Source organism: Aeromonas sp. (genome assembly GCF_051657805.1).
In the GTDB taxonomy this organism is placed as follows: Bacteria; Pseudomonadota; Gammaproteobacteria; order Enterobacterales; family Aeromonadaceae; genus Aeromonas.
Genome location: NZ_JBOFLJ010000024.1, coordinates 372,883 through 393,596, shown reverse-complemented (window position 1 = coordinate 393,596; position 20,714 = coordinate 372,883). Strand labels below are relative to the sequence as shown.

At 61.5% G+C, this 20,714-nt stretch carries 19 protein-coding genes, 1 tRNA gene and 1 riboswitch; of the genes, 11 read left to right on the top strand and 9 right to left on the bottom strand.

Annotated elements, in window-relative coordinates:
• Positions 1 to 29: 29 nt before the first annotated feature.
• Together cls and ACRCYW_RS10870 are read left to right on the top strand one after the other, a co-directional pair.
• Entirely contained in the window at positions 30 to 1,511 is a 1,482-nt protein-coding gene (gene cls, locus ACRCYW_RS10875; protein WP_438550115.1) for a cardiolipin synthase, read from the top strand.
• A gap of 102 nt (positions 1,512 to 1,613) precedes the next feature.
• Positions 1,614 to 2,882, top strand: coding sequence for a DUF945 family protein (locus ACRCYW_RS10870; RefSeq protein WP_438550114.1), 1,269 nt, complete (start codon positions 1,614 to 1,616; stop codon positions 2,880 to 2,882).
• A 57-nt stretch (positions 2,883 to 2,939) separates the two neighbouring features.
• On the opposite strand, the gene purU is transcribed toward ACRCYW_RS10870, so the two are convergent.
• On the bottom strand, positions 2,940 to 3,779 hold the full coding sequence (gene purU, locus ACRCYW_RS10865) for a formyltetrahydrofolate deformylase (protein WP_438550113.1): 840 nt from the start codon (positions 3,777 to 3,779) through the stop codon (positions 2,940 to 2,942).
• A gap of 223 nt (positions 3,780 to 4,002) precedes the next feature.
• Positions 4,003 to 4,162: riboswitch (FMN riboswitch) on the top strand.
• Positions 4,163 to 4,265: 103 nt separating this feature from the next.
• Between purU and ribB the strand changes: the two genes are divergently transcribed.
• Together ribB and ACRCYW_RS10855 are read left to right on the top strand one after the other, a co-directional pair.
• Positions 4,266 to 4,919, top strand: coding sequence for a 3,4-dihydroxy-2-butanone-4-phosphate synthase (ribB, locus tag ACRCYW_RS10860; protein ID WP_349921474.1), 654 nt, complete (start codon positions 4,266 to 4,268; stop codon positions 4,917 to 4,919).
• Between the two features lie 223 nt (positions 4,920 to 5,142).
• Positions 5,143 to 5,385: an Lpp/OprI family alanine-zipper lipoprotein gene (locus ACRCYW_RS10855; RefSeq protein ID WP_010634682.1), complete on the top strand. Its 243-nt coding sequence runs from the start codon at positions 5,143 to 5,145 to the stop codon at positions 5,383 to 5,385.
• 159 nt (positions 5,386 to 5,544) lie between these two features.
• Here the strand turns inward: ACRCYW_RS10855 and ACRCYW_RS10850 are convergent, their stop codons facing one another.
• Positions 5,545 to 6,393, bottom strand: coding sequence for a tetratricopeptide repeat protein (locus ACRCYW_RS10850; RefSeq protein WP_438550112.1), 849 nt, complete (start codon positions 6,391 to 6,393; stop codon positions 5,545 to 5,547).
• Positions 6,390 to 7,112 carry a 4'-phosphopantetheinyl transferase family protein gene (locus ACRCYW_RS10845; protein ID WP_438550111.1) on the bottom strand — a complete coding sequence of 241 codons (723 nt, stop codon included), beginning with the start codon at positions 7,110 to 7,112 and terminating at the stop codon, positions 6,390 to 6,392. Before ACRCYW_RS10845 ends, ACRCYW_RS10850 begins: the two co-directional genes overlap by 4 nt.
• Positions 7,113 to 7,389: 277 nt before the next feature.
• On the opposite strand from ACRCYW_RS10845, the gene ACRCYW_RS10840 reads away from it, so the two are divergent.
• The 3 genes from ACRCYW_RS10840 (at position 7,390) to ACRCYW_RS10830 (ending at position 9,940) form a co-directional block, all read left to right on the top strand.
• A complete protein-coding gene (locus ACRCYW_RS10840) occupies positions 7,390 to 7,878 on the top strand; it encodes a C40 family peptidase (protein WP_438550110.1) in 489 nt (162 codons plus the stop codon).
• 149 nt (positions 7,879 to 8,027) lie between these two features.
• Positions 8,028 to 8,969, top strand: a complete 942-nt coding sequence (gene rlmF / locus ACRCYW_RS10835) for a 23S rRNA (adenine(1618)-N(6))-methyltransferase RlmF (RefSeq protein ID WP_438550109.1) — start codon at positions 8,028 to 8,030, stop codon at positions 8,967 to 8,969.
• A 251-nt stretch (positions 8,970 to 9,220) separates the two neighbouring features.
• Entirely contained in the window at positions 9,221 to 9,940 is a 720-nt protein-coding gene (locus tag ACRCYW_RS10830) for a MaoC family dehydratase (protein ID WP_438550108.1), read from the top strand.
• Between the two features lie 82 nt (positions 9,941 to 10,022).
• Here ACRCYW_RS10830 and ACRCYW_RS10825 read toward each other — a convergent pair whose 3' ends face one another.
• Entirely contained in the window at positions 10,023 to 11,015 is a 993-nt protein-coding gene (locus ACRCYW_RS10825; RefSeq protein WP_438550107.1) for a DUF481 domain-containing protein, read from the bottom strand.
• Positions 11,012 to 11,947 carry a L,D-transpeptidase family protein gene (locus ACRCYW_RS10820; protein WP_438550106.1) on the bottom strand — a complete coding sequence of 312 codons (936 nt, stop codon included), beginning with the start codon at positions 11,945 to 11,947 and terminating at the stop codon, positions 11,012 to 11,014. Before ACRCYW_RS10820 ends, ACRCYW_RS10825 begins: the two co-directional genes overlap by 4 nt.
• A gap of 369 nt (positions 11,948 to 12,316) precedes the next feature.
• Here ACRCYW_RS10820 and ACRCYW_RS10815 point away from each other — a divergent pair.
• Positions 12,317 to 12,406 (top strand) — tRNA-Ser (locus tag ACRCYW_RS10815).
• A 325-nt stretch (positions 12,407 to 12,731) separates the two neighbouring features.
• Here the strand turns inward: ACRCYW_RS10815 and ACRCYW_RS10810 are convergent.
• Genes ACRCYW_RS10810 through ACRCYW_RS10800 form a run of 3 tightly spaced genes read right to left on the bottom strand, consistent with a single transcriptional unit; the run spans position 12,732 to position 14,970 of the window.
• Positions 12,732 to 13,016, bottom strand: coding sequence for a hypothetical protein (locus ACRCYW_RS10810; RefSeq protein ID WP_438550105.1), 285 nt, complete (start codon positions 13,014 to 13,016; stop codon positions 12,732 to 12,734).
• 57 nt (positions 13,017 to 13,073) lie between these two features.
• Positions 13,074 to 14,003, bottom strand: a complete 930-nt coding sequence (locus ACRCYW_RS10805) for an alpha/beta hydrolase (protein ID WP_438550104.1) — start codon at positions 14,001 to 14,003, stop codon at positions 13,074 to 13,076.
• A 49-nt stretch (positions 14,004 to 14,052) separates the two neighbouring features.
• Complete coding sequence (locus ACRCYW_RS10800) at positions 14,053 to 14,970, bottom strand: alpha/beta hydrolase (RefSeq protein WP_438550103.1); 918 nt, start codon at positions 14,968 to 14,970, stop codon at positions 14,053 to 14,055.
• Between the two features lie 123 nt (positions 14,971 to 15,093).
• Between ACRCYW_RS10800 and ACRCYW_RS10795 the strand changes: the two genes are divergently transcribed.
• Positions 15,094 to 16,017: a LysR family transcriptional regulator gene (locus ACRCYW_RS10795; protein ID WP_438550102.1), complete on the top strand. Its 924-nt coding sequence runs from the start codon at positions 15,094 to 15,096 to the stop codon at positions 16,015 to 16,017.
• 280 nt (positions 16,018 to 16,297) lie between these two features.
• On the opposite strand, the gene ACRCYW_RS10790 is transcribed toward ACRCYW_RS10795, so the two are convergent.
• The gene (locus tag ACRCYW_RS10790; protein WP_438550101.1) at positions 16,298 to 17,242 is read right to left on the bottom strand and encodes a helix-turn-helix transcriptional regulator; all 945 of its coding nucleotides are present in this window, start codon (positions 17,240 to 17,242) and stop codon (positions 16,298 to 16,300) included.
• A gap of 178 nt (positions 17,243 to 17,420) precedes the next feature.
• On the opposite strand from ACRCYW_RS10790, the gene ACRCYW_RS10785 reads away from it, so the two are divergent.
• Positions 17,421 to 19,544, top strand: a complete 2,124-nt coding sequence (locus ACRCYW_RS10785) for a TonB-dependent siderophore receptor (protein ID WP_438550100.1) — start codon at positions 17,421 to 17,423, stop codon at positions 19,542 to 19,544.
• Between the two features lie 101 nt (positions 19,545 to 19,645).
• Positions 19,646 to 20,698: an alpha/beta hydrolase gene (locus tag ACRCYW_RS10780; RefSeq protein ID WP_438550099.1), complete on the top strand. Its 1,053-nt coding sequence runs from the start codon at positions 19,646 to 19,648 to the stop codon at positions 20,696 to 20,698.
• Positions 20,699 to 20,714 lie beyond the last annotated feature (16 nt).

Sequence of the window (20,714 nt, the reverse complement as noted above, 5' to 3'; positions counted from 1 at the left end):
GCCTTTGCTCATGACATCGAGGTCTCGCCTTGTTCGACGGTCTGGAATACGACATTCATCTGCTGTTCTCCCGCTTTCTCGGCTGGTTGCTGCTGTTCTTTCACACCGTGATCGTGGCCGGGGTGTCGCTGCGGGTGGTGATGAAGCGCCGCCCCATCGGTGTCTCCCTGGCCTGGCTCGCGCTCATCTACGCCATCCCCTTCGCCGGGGTCGGCTTCTACGTGTTGTTCGGGGAGATCAGGCTGGGCCGCAAGCGGGCCGAGCGGGCCCAGGCCATGTACCGCCCTTACGCCATCTGGATCCGCCAGCTGGCTCGCCTCTTCCCCCAGCACTGCTGCGAGGTGAGCAGCAAGGCGCGGCCGCTGCACGATCTCATCCAGGGACGGCTGGCCATGCCCATGCTCTCCGGCAACCGGATGACGCTGCTGCACAAGCCGGACGCCATCTTGCAGGAGATAGTGCACGACATCCTCGGCTCCTCCCAATCCTGCTACCTGGAGTTCTACATCTGGCAGCCTGGTGGGGATGCGGACGCCGTGTGCGAGGCCCTGATCGAGGTGGCGCAGCGCGGCGTGGATTGTCGCGTCTTGCTCGACTCCGTCGGCAGCAAGGACTTCTTCCGCTCTCCTTGGCCGAAACGGCTGCGCAAGGCCGGGGTCAAGCTGGTAGAGGTGTTGCCGGTCGGCGCCTGGCGCATCCCGTTCCAGCGCCAGGACTTGCGCATGCACCGCAAGCTGGTGGTGATCGATGACAAGGTCGGCTACACCGGCTCCATGAACATGGTGGATCCCCGTTTCTTCAAACAGAATGCGGGGGTCGGCCAGTGGGTGGACATCATGATCCGGGTGCAGGGCCCAGTGGTGCCCCTGATGTGGTCCACCTTCGTCTCGGACTGGGAGATGGAAACCGGCGAGCGGCTGCTCGACAGCCTGCTGCACGAACCAGAGGCCTGGCCCCAGACCGATTATCGCGCCCAGCTGATCCCGTCCGGCCCCTTCGTCGGCGGCGACTGTATCCAGCAGAGCCTGCTGCTGGCCATCTATCAGGCCCGGCATCATCTGGTACTGACCACCCCCTATTTCGTGCCGGACGATCCCCTGGCGGCGGCGCTCTCCTCGGCGGCGGCCCGTGGCGTGCTGGTCCAGCTGGTGCTGCCGGCGCGCAATGACTCCCTGATGGCCAACCACGCCTGCAACGCCTTCATGGAGGAGCTGCTCGAGGCGGGGGTCGAGATCTATCGCTACGACGCCGGCCTGCTGCACACCAAGAGCGTGCTGGTGGACGACGATTTCGCCCTGGTGGGGACGGTGAACCTCGACAGGCGCAGCCTCTGGCTCAACTTCGAGATCACCCTGCTCATCGACAATCCTGCCTTCGTGGCCGAGATGACTCATCTGGTGCAAGGCTATATGGAAGAGGCTACCCCCATGTCGCTCACCCAGTGGCGGGCCCGCCCCTGGTACAAGAAGCTGCTGGAGAATATCTTCTATCTGTTCAGCCCCTTGCTCTGAATCTGTGCCAGCAAATAATGGACGTTGGCCGGGAAGACCCTTGCCTCTTGCCCCGTCCGCCCCGTAGAGTGCGCCCATGCGCCTTTGGAGAATGAAACCGAGATGAAGAAGACAGTGGCCCTGGCCGTGGGTGCGGCAGTGGTGGCGGGTGGGCTGGGTGCCTGCTGGTATACCGGACAGACCTTCGACCGCATGCTGGCCGAGGAGATCGCCAAGGTGACCCAGGAGACCGGGATCGAGCTGAGCTGGATGCCAACCAGCGAGAACCTGTTCACCCGTGACGGCGTGCTGAAAGTGGTGGTGACGCCGGAGGCACTGGCAACCCTCGACCCCCAGTTGGCGGGGAGCGAGCCCATCGAGATGCAGCTCAACTTCGATAACCGCATCTTGCCGCTCTACATCAAGAGCAACCTGCTGTTCGATACCGCCAAGGGGACCCTGGCCCCCGTCTTCACTGCCCTCGGCATGCAGCAGTGGCAACTGGGGGCGGAGTCTGCCAGCAGCCTGTGGACCATGAGCAACAGCAGCCGCTTCTGGATCGGAGACTTCAAGGTGAAGGAGGGGCTCAACGAGCTCAGCGTCCTGCCCCTCAATGGCACCTACAGCGGCGATCTGGAGGGCAATGGCCACATGACCTTCCAGTGGCAGGGAATGACCTTCCACGAAGCCCAGAGCAAGATGGACATGGTGTTGGCGGATCTCAAGGGCAGCGCCGATGTGGCCGAGATCCAGGGGCTCTGGCTCTCCCCCCGCAGCGATGCGACCCTGTCCGCCTTCACGTTATCCATGCCGGAGAGCGTCAAGATCAGCCTGCAGGGGCTGACCACGGCGACTCAGATTGCCGGGGACGATGCCCAGACCCTGTCCAGCAACTATCAGATGCAGGTGGCGACCCTCAATCTGGAGAACGAGAGCGACAGCCTGGCACTGACCGAGGGCAAGCTGGATCTGGACTTGAAAGGCCTGGATCTGGAAGGGTATCAGGCGCTGCAGGCCGTGAGCGGGCAGCGAGTGGATGAAGCCGCCATCGAGCAGGCCCTCGACAAGCTGTTGCAGCGGGGGGCCACCCTGCAACTGACCGATCTCAGCGCCAAGCTGAACGGGGAGCCCGTCACCGTGCAGGGGGAGGCCAAGTTGGCGTCGACCTCCTTGCAGCAACTGATGGAGAGCGAAGCGGGGATGCACGCCCTCTCCGGCCAACTGCAGGCCAGGCTCAGCGACAAGCTCGGCAAGGCCGTCCCGCAACTGGCGCCCATGCTGGCCCAGTTCACCGGCGTCGGCTATCTGAAGGCGGACAAGGCTAACTTGACCGCCGAACTCAGGCTCGACAAGGGGATGATGACCATCAACGGTCTACCGCTGCAGCAGTGAATTGCACCCTGACGAAAAAGGCTCCCTCGGGAGCCTTTTTGTTGCCTGGGGTAGGGCTTATGACTTGAACACCACCGTCTTGTTGCCGTAGACGAACACTCGCTCGTCCAGCACCAGCTCCAGTGCCCGGCTCAGCACGGATTTCTCCACGTCTCGCCCCGCCTTGGCCATGTCGTCGGCACTGAAGGTGTGGCCGACGTGGATCACGTCCTGCTCTATGATGGGGCCTTCATCCAGATCGTCGGTGACGAAGTGAGCGGTGGCACCGATGAGCTTGACCCCCCGATCGAACGCCTGGCGATAGGGGCGGGCGCCGATGAAGGCGGGCAGGAAGGAGTGGTGGATGTTGATGATCTTGCGCGGATAGGCCTCGACGAAGCTCGGCGTCAGTACCCGCATGTATTTTGCCAGGATCACGTAGTCCGGCTGGTAGCCGTCGATGAGGGCACGCACCTGCTCTTCGTGCTCGGTACGGCTCAGATCATCGTGGCTGACGGTGTGGAAGGGGATACCAAACTTGCCAGTCAGCTCGGCCAGGGTGTCGTAGTTGCCGATGACCGCCACTATGTCCATGTCCAGGGCGCCGGCGTAGTTCTTCATCAGGATGTCGCCGAGGCAGTGGGTCTCCTTGGTCACCAGGATGACGATGCGCTTCTTGCCCGCCTTGACCAGACGGCGCTGGGCGCCTGCCGGCAGGGCATCGTCGAGATCCGCCAGTAGGGTTTCGTCGTTGAAGCGACCCTCCAGCTCGGTGCGCATGAAGAAGCGGCCGTTCTCGTGATCCACGAACTCATCGTTCTTGTTGATGTTGAGCTGATGCTTGTAGCAGATGTTGGTGATCTTGGCGATGAGCCCCTTGGCGTCGGGGCAGTCGGTCAGCAGTATTTTCTTTTCCATCTCTGTCATGATTCCGTTTGTGGTGTTGGCGCCCGAGTCTGCGCAGGCGGCACGTTTTTAGGCACAGTTTTTCTCGGCAATATGCCACAAAGGAAATTGGAAAGGACAGCGCGTCGTGCACGCCTGGCGCAACTTGTTGCAAACGAGAGGCTCTGGCATGCCTCCTTTGTCTTTGATGGGTTTTTGGCTGGCATCTCGCGCTTTTTTTCTTTACGCTGTCTGCGCTTATTCTCAGGGCGGGGTGAAATTCCCCACCGGCGGTATCCCGATCCGACTCGGGGAGCCCGCGAGCGCCCGACCCAGGTTTCACACCAGGGTCGGGGTCAGCAGATCCGGTGAGATGCCGGAGCCGACGGTCACAGTCCGGATGAAAGAGGATAAGACAGATATTGCCGGTCAGGCCCGCTGGGCTGGCCGCCGCATGCCTATCTCTGTCTGCCTTTCCATGCCCTGATTCTGGTCCTTGTCTTATTTAGGAGTCTTACCATGAATCAGTCTCTACTCAGTGAATTTGGTGGTCCCATCGATCGTGTCGAAGCGGCGCTCGCCGCCCTGCGTGCCGGACGCGGCGTGCTGGTGGCCGATGACGAAGATCGGGAGAACGAAGGGGATCTCATCTTCGCCGCCGAGTCCATGACCAACGAACAGATGGCCATGATGATCCGCGAGTGTTCCGGCATCGTCTGCCTCTGCCTGACCGACGAGCGAGTGCGCCAGCTCGAGCTGCCCATGATGGTGGAGGCGAACTCCAGCCACTACCAGACCGCCTTCACCGTGACCATAGAAGCGGCGCAAGGGGTGACCACGGGAGTCTCCGCCGCCGATCGGATCACTACCATACGTGCCGCCATCGCCGACGGTGCCCGTCCCTCCGATCTGCACCGCCCGGGTCACGTCTTCCCCCTGCGTGCCCGCACCGGTGGCGTGCTGACCCGCCGCGGTCACACCGAAGCCACCGTGGATCTGATGCAGCTTGCCGGACTCAAACCGTTCGGTGTGCTGTGCGAGCTGACCAAGGCCGATGGTTCCATGGCCAGGCTGCCGGATCTGGTGGAATTCGGCCGTCTGCACCAGATGCCGGTACTGACCATAGAGGATCTGGTGCAATACCGTCAGTTATTGGCCGAGCGTTCGGCTTGAGCTTCATACGAAATTGAAATAAGTACATTTTTTGGTTACGCTTTGTCCGAACCTCATCCAGGGCACTCATTTTTGACTTAAATTTGCGCAAAAAGTGTACGTTTAAAAAAAAATGAGGGTTTTAATGTATTTATCTGTGATGAGGCCTATCCAAACTCTGATTTTTTTATGCCATAATCACGCCGCTTGCTAAACGTCTGGCGAGTTAAAGGGAGCTTTAAAAATGAAAAAAATGTTGTTGGTAGGTGTTGTTGGTCTGTCCGCTCTGCTGGGCGGTTGTGCAAACACCAGCGAACTGGAAACTTCCGTTCAGAATCTGTCTAACAAAGTTGACCAACTGGCTCAAGATGTTAGCGCTGTTCGTGCTGATCAGTCCAAGATCGCTGCTGATGTTGCAGAAGCCAAGCAAGAAGCTATGCGTGCTAACCAGCGCATCGACAACATGGCTACTTCCTACAAGAAGTAATCCATGCGAAAAAATGGCGCATTTTAATGCGCCATTTTTTTTGCCTGAAATTCGTATTTTCCCCGCTTTTTCCATGTCTTTCGGCCGCTCAGGCCAGATCTTTCCCCTGTTGAGCAGGCAATGCCGATGGCTCGGCATCACCTTTATTGCTGTCAGATCTCAATAAAGCAGGCTGTAGAGCTTGCGACGGTATTGCTGTGCCGCCGGATGGGTGCCCATGGTGGTCAGGATATCGAGATACGTCTTCTTGGCATCGCCATAGGCCATGTCGCGTTTGAGGATATCGAACAGCAGCGCCAGGGCTTCTTCCTGCCGACCGACCTGGCTGTAGAGCACCGCCAGCTCCTGGCTGAGGGCATCATCCCCCGGATTCTCACTGTGGCGCAGCTCCAGAGCGCGCAGCTCAGGGCTGTCGTTGGCTTGCTGCGCCAGCGCCAGACGGGAAGATAGGGTCTGGAAGTGATCGTCCTGAGCCGCCATGGGGATGGTCGCGAGCAACGCCTGCGCCTCTTCCAGCAGATTCAGATCCAGCGCGGCCTGTGCCAGCCACAGGCTGATGTCGTGGCGACCGGGGGCGAGCAGATGGGCCTTGTTCAGCTGGGTGTGGGCGACACTGGCCTGCCCCTCGGCCAGGGCCTGCTTGGCTTGCTCCAGCAGCAGCTCCTCTTCCTTGGGGGCGAAGGCGGCGAAGTACTGGCGCAGGGTGGCCTCATCCTGCGGACCTTCCAGAATAGCCTGCTCGTCCGGCCGGCCCTGATGGAACAGCACCAGTGCGGGCAGGGCCCGCAGGCCGAGCTGGCTGGCCAGGGGTTGCAGCTGGGGATCGTTCATGTCGACCTTGGCCAGGGTGACCTGGGCATTGGCCGGGCCGACCAGGGACTCGATCAGCGGGGTCATGCCCTGGCACTCTGGCATCTGAGGGGCGTGGAAATAGATGACGACCGGCTTCTTCATGGACGCATCGATCAGCTCGGCGTGGAAGTTCTGGGGATTGATGTCGACGATCATGAGGCTGACTCTCGGAAAATGGTGTGAGTTAACATGGGGTTCAGTGGTGTGGATTTCAAGCGCTCATCCAGCAGGCAGGCACTGACCTCCTGGGTAGGGGCGGCGAGACTGAGCCAGCCGCCGTCGAGGGACCAATCCTGCACCTGATAGGCGTTGTCATCGAGCCGGTTGTCGAGGCGCCATGCCTCCTCTGGCAGGAAGCATACCTTGTCGAGCCCGGCGGCGATGCCGCCGCCCTGGGCTTTCAGCACCGCCTCCTTGCGCGACCAGAGCCGATAGAAGGCCGATTCTCGCTCGCTCTGTGGCAGGGCAAGCAGCCATTCGTACTCGCTCCTTGCGTAGAAGCGCTCCGCCAGGGGCAAAATGGCACGCCGGCGCTGACCCATCTCTATATCCACCCCGAGCGGCCCCTGCTCGCAGAGGGCCAGCACCAGCCATTCACCGCTGTGGCTGAGATTGAACTGCCACGGCTGGCCGAGCAGGGCGGGCTTGCCCTGGGCATGGGTGACGAATTGCAGCGCATCGGCCCGGCATCCCAGTCGCTCTGCCAGCAGGCGGCGCAGCAGTGCCCGGCCGAGCAGATACTCCCGTTGACGTCCGGGCAGCCGGATCCCCTGCCAGTGCAGCGCCTCCTCCGGGGAGAGATCGCCCTGCAGAGTATTCAATGGCTCGGGGTCGACGAGGGCAGGTTTTAACAAGTAGAGATCCACAGAGAGCATAATTTTTCACTTAAAAAAGGGGGCGAAGCAGCGATAAAAGTCAGTTTTCCATGGCACCCAGAGGCCCTTTCGGGATTGTATATTGTTTGGCCATGATCACATTAATTATGAAAAACAGTGCATTTACTTGCAAAAATGTGAGGTCGATTAGGATTTTCGCTTGCCTCGATAGGATTCTTGGATATAGTCGGGTGCTGTTGCCTTATAAATTACCGTCCACGGTCGAATTTTAACAATGTTCTTTACTTTTTGTGGGGATAAGGGATTGCGCCACCTGATGCTACTGCTGGTCGCGCTCGGAATGGTGGGATGTGCGTCGGCACCCCAGCCCGAGGTCGCGAGCAAGATTGAAGTTTCCATGATGGAACCCGTGGTTGAGCCGGAACCTTCGCAAACACCGGACGTCAACGAAATTCTCACCGTATACAAAGAGTGGCGTGGTGTACCCTACCGCATGGGGGGCAGCAGCCAGCGTGGCATCGACTGTTCCGCGTTCGCCCGCGAGGTGTTCCGCAACGCAGTGGGCATAGAGCTGCCGCGAGATACCCGCTCCCAGGTCCACGAAGGCACGCGCGTCGCCAAGCGGGATCTGATGGAAGGGGACCTGGTCTTCTTCAAGATCAGCAAACGCCTGAATCATGTCGGCATCTATGTGGGCAACGGTGAATTCATCCATGCCTCCACCCGTGCCGGGGTAACCCGCTCCAAGCTGGACAGCTCCTACTGGCGCGGCAAGTTCTGGCAAGCACGCCGGATCGAGATCTGAGTCAGGCTGGACAAACGGCTCGCAGTACGGACTGTTTTTCCAACCTCACTTGAACCGGGCTCCGAGAGCCCGGTTTTTTATGGCCGTCGTTTAGACTTTCGGCGGCCGAATCTCTATAGTGTGGCCCCCTTGATCCTCGGTGGCCCAGCATGAAGACCCAGCACAAGAGCGGACTGCATCCGCGCAATCGCCATCAGGCGCCTTACGACTTCGATGCGCTCTGCCAGCGCACCCCGGCACTGCTTCCCTTCGTGTTCGTCAACGAGCATGGCAACCAGACCCTGGATTTTGCGGATCCCGCCGCCGTCAAGGAACTCAACCGGGCCCTGCTGGCCCTGCACTACGGCATCCATCACTGGGATCTGCCCCCTGGCTATCTCTGTCCCCCCATCCCCGGACGGGTGGATTACCTGCACCGGGTGGCGGATCTGCTGGCGGAGAGCGCGGGGGAGCCGCCAACCGGGAAAAAGGTGCGGGTGCTGGACATCGGCGTCGGCGCGAACTGCATCTATCCCCTGCTGGGGGCCCGTGAATATGGCTGGCGTTTCGTGGGGTCGGACATAGACCCGGTGTCGGTCAAGGCGGCGACCCTGCTGGCGGCCAGCAATGGTCTCGGCAACCAGATAGAGTGCCGGCATCAGCCGGATGCCAGGCAGATATTTCGCGGCATCCTGGGTCCCAGGGAGCGCTTCGCCCTGACCCTGTGCAATCCCCCCTTCCATGCCTCTCTCGCCGAGGCGAGCAAGGGGACGGAGCGCAAGCTGCGCAACCTCGGCAAGGCACAGGCGGGGGCACCCGTGCTCAATTTCGGTGGCCAGAAGGCCGAGCTCTGGTGTGAAGGGGGGGAGGCTGCGTTTCTGGCGACCATGATCGCCCAGAGTCAGGCCTTCGGGGCCCAATGCCTCTGGTTCAGCTCCCTGGTCTCCAAGAAAGAGAATCTGCCGGCCGCCAGCAAGGCGCTGGCCAGGGTGGGGGCGCAGGAGGTACGGGTGCTCGAGATGATGCAAGGGAACAAGACGAGCCGGATCCTGGCCTGGAGCTTCCTCGATGAGGCGAGTCGGGCGGCCTGGTGGTCTGCTCCCGGCCGCTAGGTAAAAACGGGGTGCTGACGAGAAAAACCGGTCAAGTGACGCCCTTTTGTCACTCTGCGTCTCGTCTGCCATTGCCGTCATGCCAATCGTTTTCTCACCCGATCCCGGCGAGATTTTCGGCACAAGTTAGTGAACACTCTCGGCGTCGGTACAGTTGTACGCCGAGATTTTTTTGCACTTACGGGTGAAACTTTCATAAAATAGGACTGGTTAGACCTCTTCACAGGCATTGAATCGAATAGGGATCGCACATGAAAGTTGTCGATTTTCTGAAGCACAAGCGCGAAATTCTGGCGCAACACCCCTTTGAGCTCAAGGATTGGCTCTCTCCGGCGATCCGCGACTATTGGCGTGAGTTTCAGCAAAAGGCACACCTGCATCCCCTGCTGGGACGGGTGCTCGACTTTCAGGCTGACCAACAGCTGTTGCAGCAACAGGCCGCCAGCCAGGCCCAGGCCGTCAATAGCCAGCCGGTTCTCAAAGAGAACGCCGTCGAGCTGAGCGGCGAGGCGGCGGCGCTCTATGTGGCGTTGCAGAGCAAGATCGGGGAAGAGACCCATGTGGGCGAGTGGCTGCAAGTCAGCCAGCCGCTGATCGATCAGTTTGCGGCAGTTACCGGCGATCACCAGTGGATCCACACCGATCCCGAGCGGGCGGCGGCGGAGTCGCCGTTCAAGACCACCATAGCCCACGGCTTCCTGACCCTGGCGCTGCTACCTCAGCTGACCGGCTCGGTGGATGAGGCGACCCCTGAGTTCCCGAGCGCCCGCATGGTGGTGAACTTCGGGTTGGAGCAGGTGCGCTTCCCCTATCCCATCAAGGTGGACAGCAACATCCGCGCCCGCACCAGGCTGGCCAGGGTGACCCCCATCAAGGGTGGCCTCGAGCTGCTCAAAGAGATCAAGATAGAGATCGAAGGGATCCGCCGCCCCGGCTGCGTCATCGAGTCCCTCACCCGCATCTATTTCTGATCCCCCTTCGCTTGATGCGAATATGAACAGGCCCACCTCGGTGGGCCTGTTTCGTTTTGGGCACTCATGGACAAGAGACGCGCTAGAAGCTGGCCCCCAGGGTGACGGTATGGCGCCACTCCTTGTCTCCCAGGCTCTCCCGCCCGCCGCCATAATCGAGCCAGCTGTCGTCCCAGCTCAGTTCACTCGACCAGGAGAGGCGCAGGTGATCGTTGAAGTAATACCTCAGCCCCAGGTTGCCGTTGACGGTCTGGTTGCGGGTGAGATAGGGGGAGGGCTGATCGATGAACTTCTCGTAGCTGCCCTTGCTGAACAGCTCGAAACGCTGCTGCCAGAGGGAGAGGGGCTGGCGATAGTCCCATCCCAGGTTGACCACGGGGTAGTTGATGATGCGCTCGTCGAACAAGTCTGAATACTCCCACTCATCCGGGGTGAAGTAGGCCTGCTGCAGGCCGAGCTGGGCGATCAGCTCCAATCGCCGTCGCTTGTCATTCCAGAAGCGATAGCCGGGCCCGGTGGCATAGCTCAGGTTCAGATAGTTGGTATCGAGCATGTCATACTCGGCCTCGACGGAGGATCGCAGGAACCAGTTGGCATCGAAGAAGAAGTCCAGCTTGGGGCTGAGCCTGTACTCGTGGCTGTCGGTGACGCTGTTCGAGGTCTCGTAGATGTACTCCCCATCCAGGGTGTAACGCCAATCCAGGTTGGCCACCTCGGTGGAGGCCTTGAGATTGATGTTGTTGGTCTTCTTGGTGCTCTCCTTCAACTTGACGTTCAGATCCGCCGTGCCGGTCCAGAGCCAGGCGTTCACCTCGTCCGGCGAGTCCAGCAGGGGGATCCCCGTCTTGGTCAGGGGCTTGGGTTGCTCCTGCTTGTCCAGGCGCCAGCGTTTGATGGCATCACGACGCACCGTCAGGGTCTGGCTATAGGGCAGCTTGATGGTTACCTCGTCGTCGCCTATCTCCTCTATGGTGCCGGTCAGGCGATCGCCGTTGTGCATCCAGAGGATGTCCGCGCGTGCCTGTGAGGTGACGAGCAGGACAAGCAGACAGAGCCCGTATTGGGTCACCCTCATATGGACGTCAGCACTTCGCCGCCGACGGGCTGGGGCAGCCCGTTCTTGTCATCGAGCAAGGTCATCACCCGCACGCTATCCACCTCGGGGGCGGCGATGAACTGCTCGGCCTCGGCGGAGAGGATCAGGGGGGCGCCATCGTTGAGCTCCTGCTCGGTGCGCGAGAGCGGGGAGTGCACCTCCATCCAGCGCCGTCCATCCGGCTCCACCGCCATCTTGACCGGCTGGTTGATCACTCTAACCGGGGTGCCGACAGGCACTAGCTCGAACAGGGTCTCGATGTCGTCGGGACGCAGGCGAATGCAGCCCGCACTGACCCTCAGGCCCACCCCGAAGTCCTTGTTGGTGCCGTGGATGAGGTAATCCTTGTTGCCATAGCCGAGGCGCATGGCGAACTTGCCGAGGGGGTTGTCCGGGCCAGGGGGCACCACGGCGGGCAGATCGATGCCTTTCTGCTCCAGCCAGGACTTGCGCACCATGGGGCCGGGCACCCAGGTCGGGTTCGGATTCTTGGCGATGACTGTGGTCGTCATCTCCGGCGTCTCTCGGCCGATGTCACCGATGCCGATGGGCAGCACCATCACCTCCTGCTTGCCCTTGGGGAAGTAGTAGAGGCGCAGCTCCGGCAGGTTGATGACTATGCCCTCCCGGGGCACGTCGGGCAGCAGCATCTGGGTCGGCAGGGTCAACCGGGTACCCGGGGTGGGCAGATAGGGGTCTATCCCGGGATTTGCCTCGAGCAGCGCCAAGAAGCCTATCTGGGTGTGCTTGCCAATGAGCTCCAGATGGTCGCCCTCTTGCACTATGTAATCTTCCAGCTCGCCGATGAGGCGGCTGTCAGCCGGTGGGAGAGGATAGGTTTTGGACCAGACCGGCGCGGCCCAGAGGCTGGCAGCCACCAGCAACAGTGAGGCGATACGTGTGTACAACATGGTTTTTCCTATCTGTATCTCTTGAGGGACATGTCCCTCCCCAAAAATGAGCGGGAATTGTTAACCAATCATCCGGGGATTACCAGCCTTGCCGCCGAGGGTGGATCAGGGGCTGCGGCCTGCTCCCGGCATCCTATCCCTCTCATCTCCCTGTTATCGGAGGGCGGGCCCTTCCCGCCACCCTGCTCGAGAGAGGGGGGGTCAAAGAGGGTGACGAGGGGGTGAGAAGACAACACCTGGCAAAGCCAGGCGTGATGGGCACATTGGACGGGGTGAAGGCGTCGCTGCCTGTTTAATCGCCAGTTGTCTGATCTGCAACGATATTTACGTTGATTTCCCGCATCGGGTTGGGCCAATATGAGGGCCCGTGGAGAGATGCCGGAGTGGCCGAACGGGATTGACTCGAAATCAATTGTGGCAGCAATGCCACCCAGGGTTCGAATCCCTGTCTCTCCGCCATTTATTCCCTTCAAACCCGCGTCCGTCGCGGGTTTGTCATTTCCAGCCCATACCAGCCCATACCTGTGTCGCCCTTCCTCTCGACCCCTGGTTGAGAGAAGAGTGACTGCGTCGATTGGGGAGGTGGTGGGGCCAAGTCGCCAATCCCTTGTCGCGATGTCACTACCGCCATGAGTCCACGGTGGGACCGCATCCGGTTGTCAGCGACGGCGATCGAGGCTTGTTCTCGGGCAGCCACCCATCGATGGCCTCCGGCATCTGCCCGGATGTGGGTTGTCGGGTCATGCGCCTCCGCAGCACATGGCGATGGGTGAAGGACCAGGTGTCACGGGTCATCACCTTGTCCCTCAGGGCCACGATATGCTCCTCGCCGAAGTGGCTGTTGTAGGTGTTGAACAGCACCACCTCTGTGCCATCGAAGCTGTTGTGCTCGACGAAGGCCCTCCAGCACGCTGCCGATCACGACACTGGCATTGGCAGGCTCTGTCCCGCTCGACTTACTGGGATCGAGCAGCAGCAGGGTCTGGCGGATGTCGCCCTGCCCGGCGAGCCCCTTGACCACCCACTGGGCTATCTGGCCGCTGGCGCCAAGGATCAGCATGTTTCGCATATCGGTTTACCTTCTTGCTTATCGCTTGAAGGGGTGGGGGATACTCCCACCGCGGGATCACAGGGTGCGCTGGAAGAAGGGCACCACGCTTGCGATGGTGATGGCCACCGGCTCGGGTTGGTCGTAGAGGTCGTAATGGGACCAGCCTTTGGCCACGACTATGTGCTTGTCGCTGGAGGCGGCGCGGCCGTAGATCTCCCAACCGTCCCGATAGGCGCCAAAGCCCCCTGCCTTGTCGCCGATGACCACCATCAGCGGCTGGGTCAGCAGCACCTCCGCGTGGAGGAAGGCATCCCATCCCATGGCGGCGCCGGTGAAGGCCATCAGCTGGCGAGTCGCGCCGTGAGGCTGCTGGCCGCGTGCCGTCTTGTAGTACTCGGTGGCCTCCAGCACGTCGATGTCGGTGATGCCTGCCGCCTTGACCGCCGCCACCGACTCCGGCAGCAGATCGGCGGGCTCAGTGGCGCCCCCTTGTGCCTGCGCCGTGCGCATCCGGGCGATGCCCTGGGCCAGCTCAAGAGGTTTGAACTGGGCGAAGCCTTCGCGGATCAGGCGGCCATAGTTGACCCCTGTGATGGAGACCAGCGCCTTGAGGCGATGATCCGTGATGCCCGCATGTATGGTGTAGGCGCCGCCACCGCACACGCCGATGGCGCCGATGCGATCGCTATCCACATAAGGCAGGGATTGCAGGTAGTCCACCGCGAAGCGGATGTCGGAGACCCGAATGGCCGGATCCTCGATAAAGCGCGGCTCACCGCCGCTGACGCCCTGGAAGCTGGCGTCGTGGACCAGTACCACGAACCCCGCCGCGGCCAACCCCTTGGCGTAGACATTGCCAGCGGTCTGCTCCTTGCAACTGCCGATGGGGTGGGTGCTGACGATGGCCGGGTATCGCCTTTGCTCGTCGAAATCGGGCGGCAGGTAGAGGTCGGCCGCCGTCTGCCAGCCCAGGTTCTGATAGGTCAGGTTCAATACATGGCTCATGATGATGCTCCTCGATGAACGAGAGGGGCTTCCCCCTCTCGTGGGCCGATTAGTTCAGGGTTCGCAGGAAGAAGGGGGCCAGCTGGGCGACGGCCTCGTCGACATAGCGGGGCACATCGTAGAGGGACATGTGGTTGGCCCCCTCCACGACATGCAGGGTCTTGTCACGGCTGGCGGCGCGGGCCAGCAGGTCGTCGCTCATCCACTTGCTGCCGGCCTGGCTGCCAGCCACCGCCATAATGGGCTGGGTCAGGAAGGCCTCCGCCTTGTGATAGGCGTCGTAGGTGATGATCTGGTTCAGGTTGCGGGTCAGGGCAAAGCCCGGTGCGTTGGGGTGCTCGCAACGCGGGGTGTGGTAGTACTCCCAGGCTTCGCGCAGCTCCTCGTTAGGGGCATCCTCTTCACGCAGCGGGGCGAGCGGTATGGTGGCGTAGCCGGCACCGGCCGCATCTGCGGTGCGGGCCTGGGAGCCGAACTCCAGATACCCCATGGCATCGGCATCCTTGACGCTGTTGTCCCAGCCATTGCGGAACATCTGGCCGATGTTGACCGCGCTGACCATGCCGAGGGCCTTGATGCGGCGATCCTGGATGGCGGCATTGGCGCTGTAGCCGGCACCGGCGCAGATGCCCATGGCCCCGATCCTGTTCTGATCGACATAGGGCAGCGTGGTCAGGTAGTCCACCACGGCGCTGACATCCTCGGTGCTGACATGGGGATTCTCCAGCTGACGCGGTTCCCCCGAGCTCTCGCCCTGATAGGAGCGGTCAAAGGCGATGGCGATAAGCCCCTGCTCGGCCAGCTTGCTGGCGTACAGACCCGCAGTCTGCTCCTTCACGCCGCCGCCGGGGTGGGAGACCACGACCGCCGGGTACTGCTTGCGCTCATCGAAGTGCGGCGGGAAGTGAAGGATGGCGGCCATAGTGATGCCTTGGCTGTTGCGATTGGGGAGGGTGACATGGGACATGGTCGGGCTCTCCGTTAGGTTCAGGGGCGTCATGCTTGACGCGAGTTCGAGCTAATAGTAATGAGTCTATTGAGCTAGATATACGCACCTATCCAGACATGACTGATTAGCCAGGCTAAACAAATGCCCATAGAACCCTCACTCGTCGCGTCACTGACGTGGTTTGCCCACATCGCTCGCCATCGCAGCTTCACCAAGGCCGCCACCGAGATGGGGGTGACCCGCGCCGCCCTCTCCCTGCACCTGAAGGGGTTGGAGCAGCACTTGAACGTGCGGCTGCTCAACCGCACCACCCGCGACATGTCGCTGACGGAGGAAGGTCGGCGCCTGCTGGACGTGCTGCAGCCCTCGCTCACGGCCATTGAGCGGGTGGTGAGCGAGCTCAATGACTCCCAGCTCGAACCCTCGGGCCTTATTCGCATCAACACTTCGCGCATCGCCGCACGGCTGCTGATCGAGCCGCATATGGGGGCGTTTCTGGCGCGCTATCCGAAATTGCGGCTGGAGCTGGTGATGGCGGACGGTTTTTCCAACATCATCGCCGACGGGATGGATGCCGGCATTCGCCTGGGGGAGAGCCTGGATGAACACGTGGTGGCGGTGCCCATCACCCCACCTTTGACCATGGCCATCGTCGGCGCCCCCGACTATTTCAGGCAGCATGGCATGCCGCAGACCCCGAGCGATCTCACCCGGCACAACTGCCTGGCCTACCGCTTCACCTCCAGCAACACCATAGACCGCTGGTCGTTCACTTCCCCCGATGAGGATCGGCACACCCAGATTTTCGATCCCCAGGGCAATGCCGTATTCAATGACGACGACAGCATGTTGCAGGCCGCCTTGCAGGGAGTTGGTCTGGTCAAGCATCTGGACCTGCGGGTACGTCAACACCTGAGTGACGGGTCACTGGTACGGGTGCTCGCTCCCTGGTGCCAGCCTTTTCCGGGGTTCTACCTCTACGTGCCGTCGCGAGCCCAGATGCCCGCCAAGATCCGTGCCCTGATGGACTTTCTGGTGGAAAAGCGCGAGTCGATCGCCAAATAGCCTGCACCGAGTACTCGGCGTTAGGTGGAGACATCGACTCGAGGTTGCCCGGGGCGATGAGACAGTGCGCAGTATGGGATCTGGCAAGCAAGGGATGCGGCCGCCTGTTGCAAGGGCTGCCCAGACAGGGTAGCGCCGAGTACATCAGATACACATGGGCAGGGCCCGGGCAGACCTGGGTAATGTTTCACTCAGGCTGCCAACCTCCACCACCGCGTTCTGCCAAGGCGGCAACGATATCGAGAGGTCCCTGGTGGCCATGATGCCCCTGGGGTTCCAGCTAGTGATCGGACGTTGTCGCCCCCTGGGGGCCGTCTCCCCGGGCTTGGCGGACGAGCTGCTTTGGCGAGAAGCCAAACAGCTTGCGAAATGCGGTGATGAAGTTGGCGAAATGGGTGTATCCCGCGAGCTCGGCGGCCTCTTGCAGGGAGAGGCCATGCTCCTCGAGCTTCACCTTGGCCTCCTGCAACTTGCGCTCGCGCAGGTAGCGCTGCAGGCTCATGCCCAGCTCCTTCTTGGCCGCCCGCTGCAGGGTGGAGACGCTCATGCCGAGGGCATCGGCGATGTCGGCGAGGGCCATCTCGTCCACCCTCTCATCCATCAGCAACATCTTCAGCCGGGTCGGCTGCTCGCTATGCCTGAGGCCCGAGACTTGGGCCGTCTGCCGGAGGTTGGCCATCAGGCTCTCCCAGAGGGTGAGGGCGAACGCCTCCCGCATCAGCATCTCGGGGGTATTCTGGCTGCTGGTGAGGTTCAGGGCCTCCGCGATCTGGCCAAGATGAGGGGGCAGGGACCAGTCGAAACGGCTCAGATGGTGGTTGAAGATGCGATCGAACGCGGCGCGCTGTCTGCCATCCAAATGCTGCTCCAGCCAGGACAGGCTGAGGGAGAGCACTATGCTGCGGCTGCGCACATGGGCCTTGGCCGCCCCCTGCACCCTGTCGGGCTGGCGATAGAGGATGGCGGTGGCAAGGATGGGGTCGGACTTGTGAAAGCGACAGCCCCGCAGGCGATGGGTGGCGCCGTAGGTCATCAGCGCCTTGCTCTCGAGGGGGAGGGCGATGATCAGCTGGGGCGGCAGTTCCCGCTCGGTGGCAAAGTCGGCCTTGTGCACTATGTCCTTGTTGTGAAACAGGATGCCGTCCTGGATCATCAGGTTCTCCACCCTGCCGGTAAACAGCCCCCGTTTACGAACCTTGGTGTCTCTCACCACTGAGTCAGTCATGTTGACGTCGACCATCTGAAACTTTGACCATTACGAAGTATTAAATGACCAGACCGCAAAACTACTGCGGTGCCTTGGATGCTATATTAGCCCCCTAAAAATCAAATGAAAATCATTATCATCTATGTTCGGGGTCACTCTCACTATGGTCGTCTTTAAGGATAAAGCGCCAAGCCCGTTGGCTTTGGCCGTCTCTGCCGCTCTGGCTGTCACCGTCGCTTCCCCCGCCTGGGCGGAGACTGCGAATATCAAGGCGGATGAAACCGTCGTCGTCTACGGCAACCCGCTCTACGGGATGGCGCCATCGGAGGAGACCGGGGGCTACAGCGTCGACTCGGCCACGGTCGGGACCAAGACCCCGGCGGCCCTCAAGGACATTCCCCAGTCGATTACCGTGCTGACCAACGACTACATCGAGGAGCGCAACTTCGTCGCGGTGGATGATCTGGCCAAATACACCCCGGGCCTGCGCACCATGGTCAACGACAGCGGCCGCTCCTCCATCTTCTCCCGCGGCTATGAGTACGACGAGGTGAACCTCAACGGCCTGCCGTCCCCCATGCAGAGCAAGTTCGGCACCCTGCCGTCCCTGGCCGCCGTGGACCGGGTGGAGATCATGCGCGGCCCCTCCGGCCTGTTCAACAGCACCAGCGAGCTGGGAGGCGTCATCAACATGGTGCTCAAGCGTCCGACCGACGAATTCAAGGGCTCGGTCACCGCCCGTTACGGCAGCTGGGACAGGCACTACCTGGAGGCGGATCTGGGGGGCGCGCTGAACGAGGAGGGGTCGGTTCGTGGTCGCGCCGTGGTGGCCAACGCCGACATCAAGAACCAGGTCGACTACAACAACAACGACAACGGTACCTACTACGGGACCCTGGAGTTCGATCTCTCGGATCGCACCCTACTCTCCGTCTACGCCCTGCATCAGACCAAGGACATACTGCCCACCAACGGCCTGCCGGCCTATAAAGACGGCACCATGCTCGACATCGGCCGCAGCACCTACCTGGGGTCGGATGAAGACTTCTTCGACGCCGACACCACGGATGTGGGCGCCAACCTGCAGCATGCCTTCGCCAACGGTGGTGTGGGCCAGATCTCGGCTCGTTACATGGACCACGACATGCGCCTGGAGCAGACCTTCACCAACGGTCCCGTGGACGCGGCGGGCAATACCGGGCTGATGTTCAATGGCCAGGCGAACCAGCAGAAAAACATGGCGTTTGATGCCAACTACAGCCAGATGTTTGGCTTGCTCGGCCACAAGAGCGAGTTCGTGCTGGGTTCCGACTACAAGCGCTATGAGTCCGACATCCAGACCTACACCAACCGCAACATCGGCAAGATCAATGTCTTCAACTTCGATCCGACCACGGTCGCCAAGCCGACCTACAGCTACACCAAGAATGACCACGAGGAGCAATCCGAGCTCGGCCTCTACGGCAAGGTGACCTGGCGTCTGCTGGAGCCTCTCGCGGTGATCACCGGGGCCCGCGTCTCCTGGTACGATCTGGAGACCGTCAGCACCACCCTGAGCTCCGGCGCTCAGAGCAGCGAGTCCGGTGAGTTCAACGGCAAGTTCACCCCCTATGCCGGGGCCGTCTATGACCTGACCGACGAGCATGCGCTCTACGCCAGCTACTCCAAGGTGTTCAAGCCCCAGACCAGCCAGGACGAGAGCGGCAACATGCTCAAGCCGCGGGAGGGCAGCCAGTGGGAGACCGGCATCAAGTCCTCCTTGCAGGATGGCCTGCTCAACACCCGGGCGACCGTCTTCCTGATGAAGGACAGCAACATCGCCGCCCAGGCCTATGACGATCAGGGCATCGCCATCACCAACACCTATTGGGCCACCGGCAAGGTGGATACCCAGGGGGGGGAGCTGGAGGCGACCGGTTACCTCAGCCAGAACTGGATGGTGATGACGGGTTATACCTTCACCGACATCGAGGAGAAGTCCGGGGATCATAACCCGAAATTCGATGCCATCCCGCGCCACTCCCTCTCCTTGTGGACCGACTACCACCTGGCGGACTGGGTGCAAGGACTGCATCTGGGGGCGGGGATGACGGCGGTGAGCGACTACTCCTTCAACCAGAAGGGGGTAGAGACCCATCAGGGGGGCTATGCCCTGTTCGATGCGGCGGTGCGCTATGACATCAACGACAGGATGCAGGCGACCCTGAACGTCTACAACCTCTTCGATCGGGAGTACTTCTATCGGGTCGGCTCGACCAGCACCTTCAACATGTATGGCGAACCGGCCAACCTGATGGCAGGTTTCACCTACAAGCTGTAACGACAGACAACAACAGGGTCCGCCGGCCCTGTTGTTGTTTCCCGTGCCATCCATACAAGGCGCCAGCGGTACATCCTTGCCGCCAGGCAGTGACTCACCTTATGCACAGACTCATCGCGATACTCATCACCATGCTCAGTCTCTCTTCTGCCCAGGCAGACCTGCTCCACTACGCCGAGGGCTTCAGCCATCACTCGGCACTGCTCAACGAAACCCGGCAATACAGCGTCTACCTGCCGGACGGTTATGATAAGCAGCCGGACCAGGATTTCCCGGTGCTCTATCTCCTGGACGGGGAGAAGTTCCTGCTGGAGGTCGCCGGCATCACCCAGGCGCTGCGGGCCGGGCTGAATCGGGCGATCCCGCCCCTCATCATAGTGGCGGTGCACAACACGGACCGGATGCGTGACTATACCCCGAGCCATACCATGGCACTACCCAACGGGGCGCCGGCGGGCCCCGGCTACGCCAAGACTGGGGGAGGCCCTGCCTTCATGCAGTACCTGACGAAGGAGCTGCGCCCCCTCATCGAGGGCCGCTATCGCACCGCCTCACCGGCCCTGCTGGTGGGCCACTCACTCGGGGGCCTGCTGACCCTGGACACGGTGGCAAGAGACGAAGGCCAGTTTCAGGGCTATCTCTCGGTCGATGCCAGCCTCTGGTTTGACTACCCCCACAACTACCAGCGCATCGAGCGGGCCCTGACCCGGCCTCTAAAGCACGCCTCTTCCCTGTTTATCGCGGTGGCCAACAACCCCTACACGCCGGGCTTCGGGCGCTCCGAGTTTCATCGGGATCACCTGCGCCAGTTTGCCCAGGGCGTGACGGCGCGGCCCGGCCAGAACCTGCATGTCACCAACCGTTACTTCGAGGAGGAGGATCACCACAGCGTCTACCATCTGGCGGTCTATCAGGGGCTGCAGTGGTTGTTTTTGGGCTACCGGCTGGATCTCTCCCCTGACCACTTCAGCCGGCAGGCGGCCATCGCCCGCTACGATGCCCTGAACCGCCGGCTCGGCAGTGCACTGCGCCCCGAGAAGGGGGGGCTGGAGGATATCCGGGACAAGGCCACTCGCTGGCCGCAGATGGAAATCTCACCGGCAGAGGCCAGCGCCCTGCTCGAGCACTACTATGGTCAGCAAGAAGGTCACTGAGAGGGCAGGGGATCAG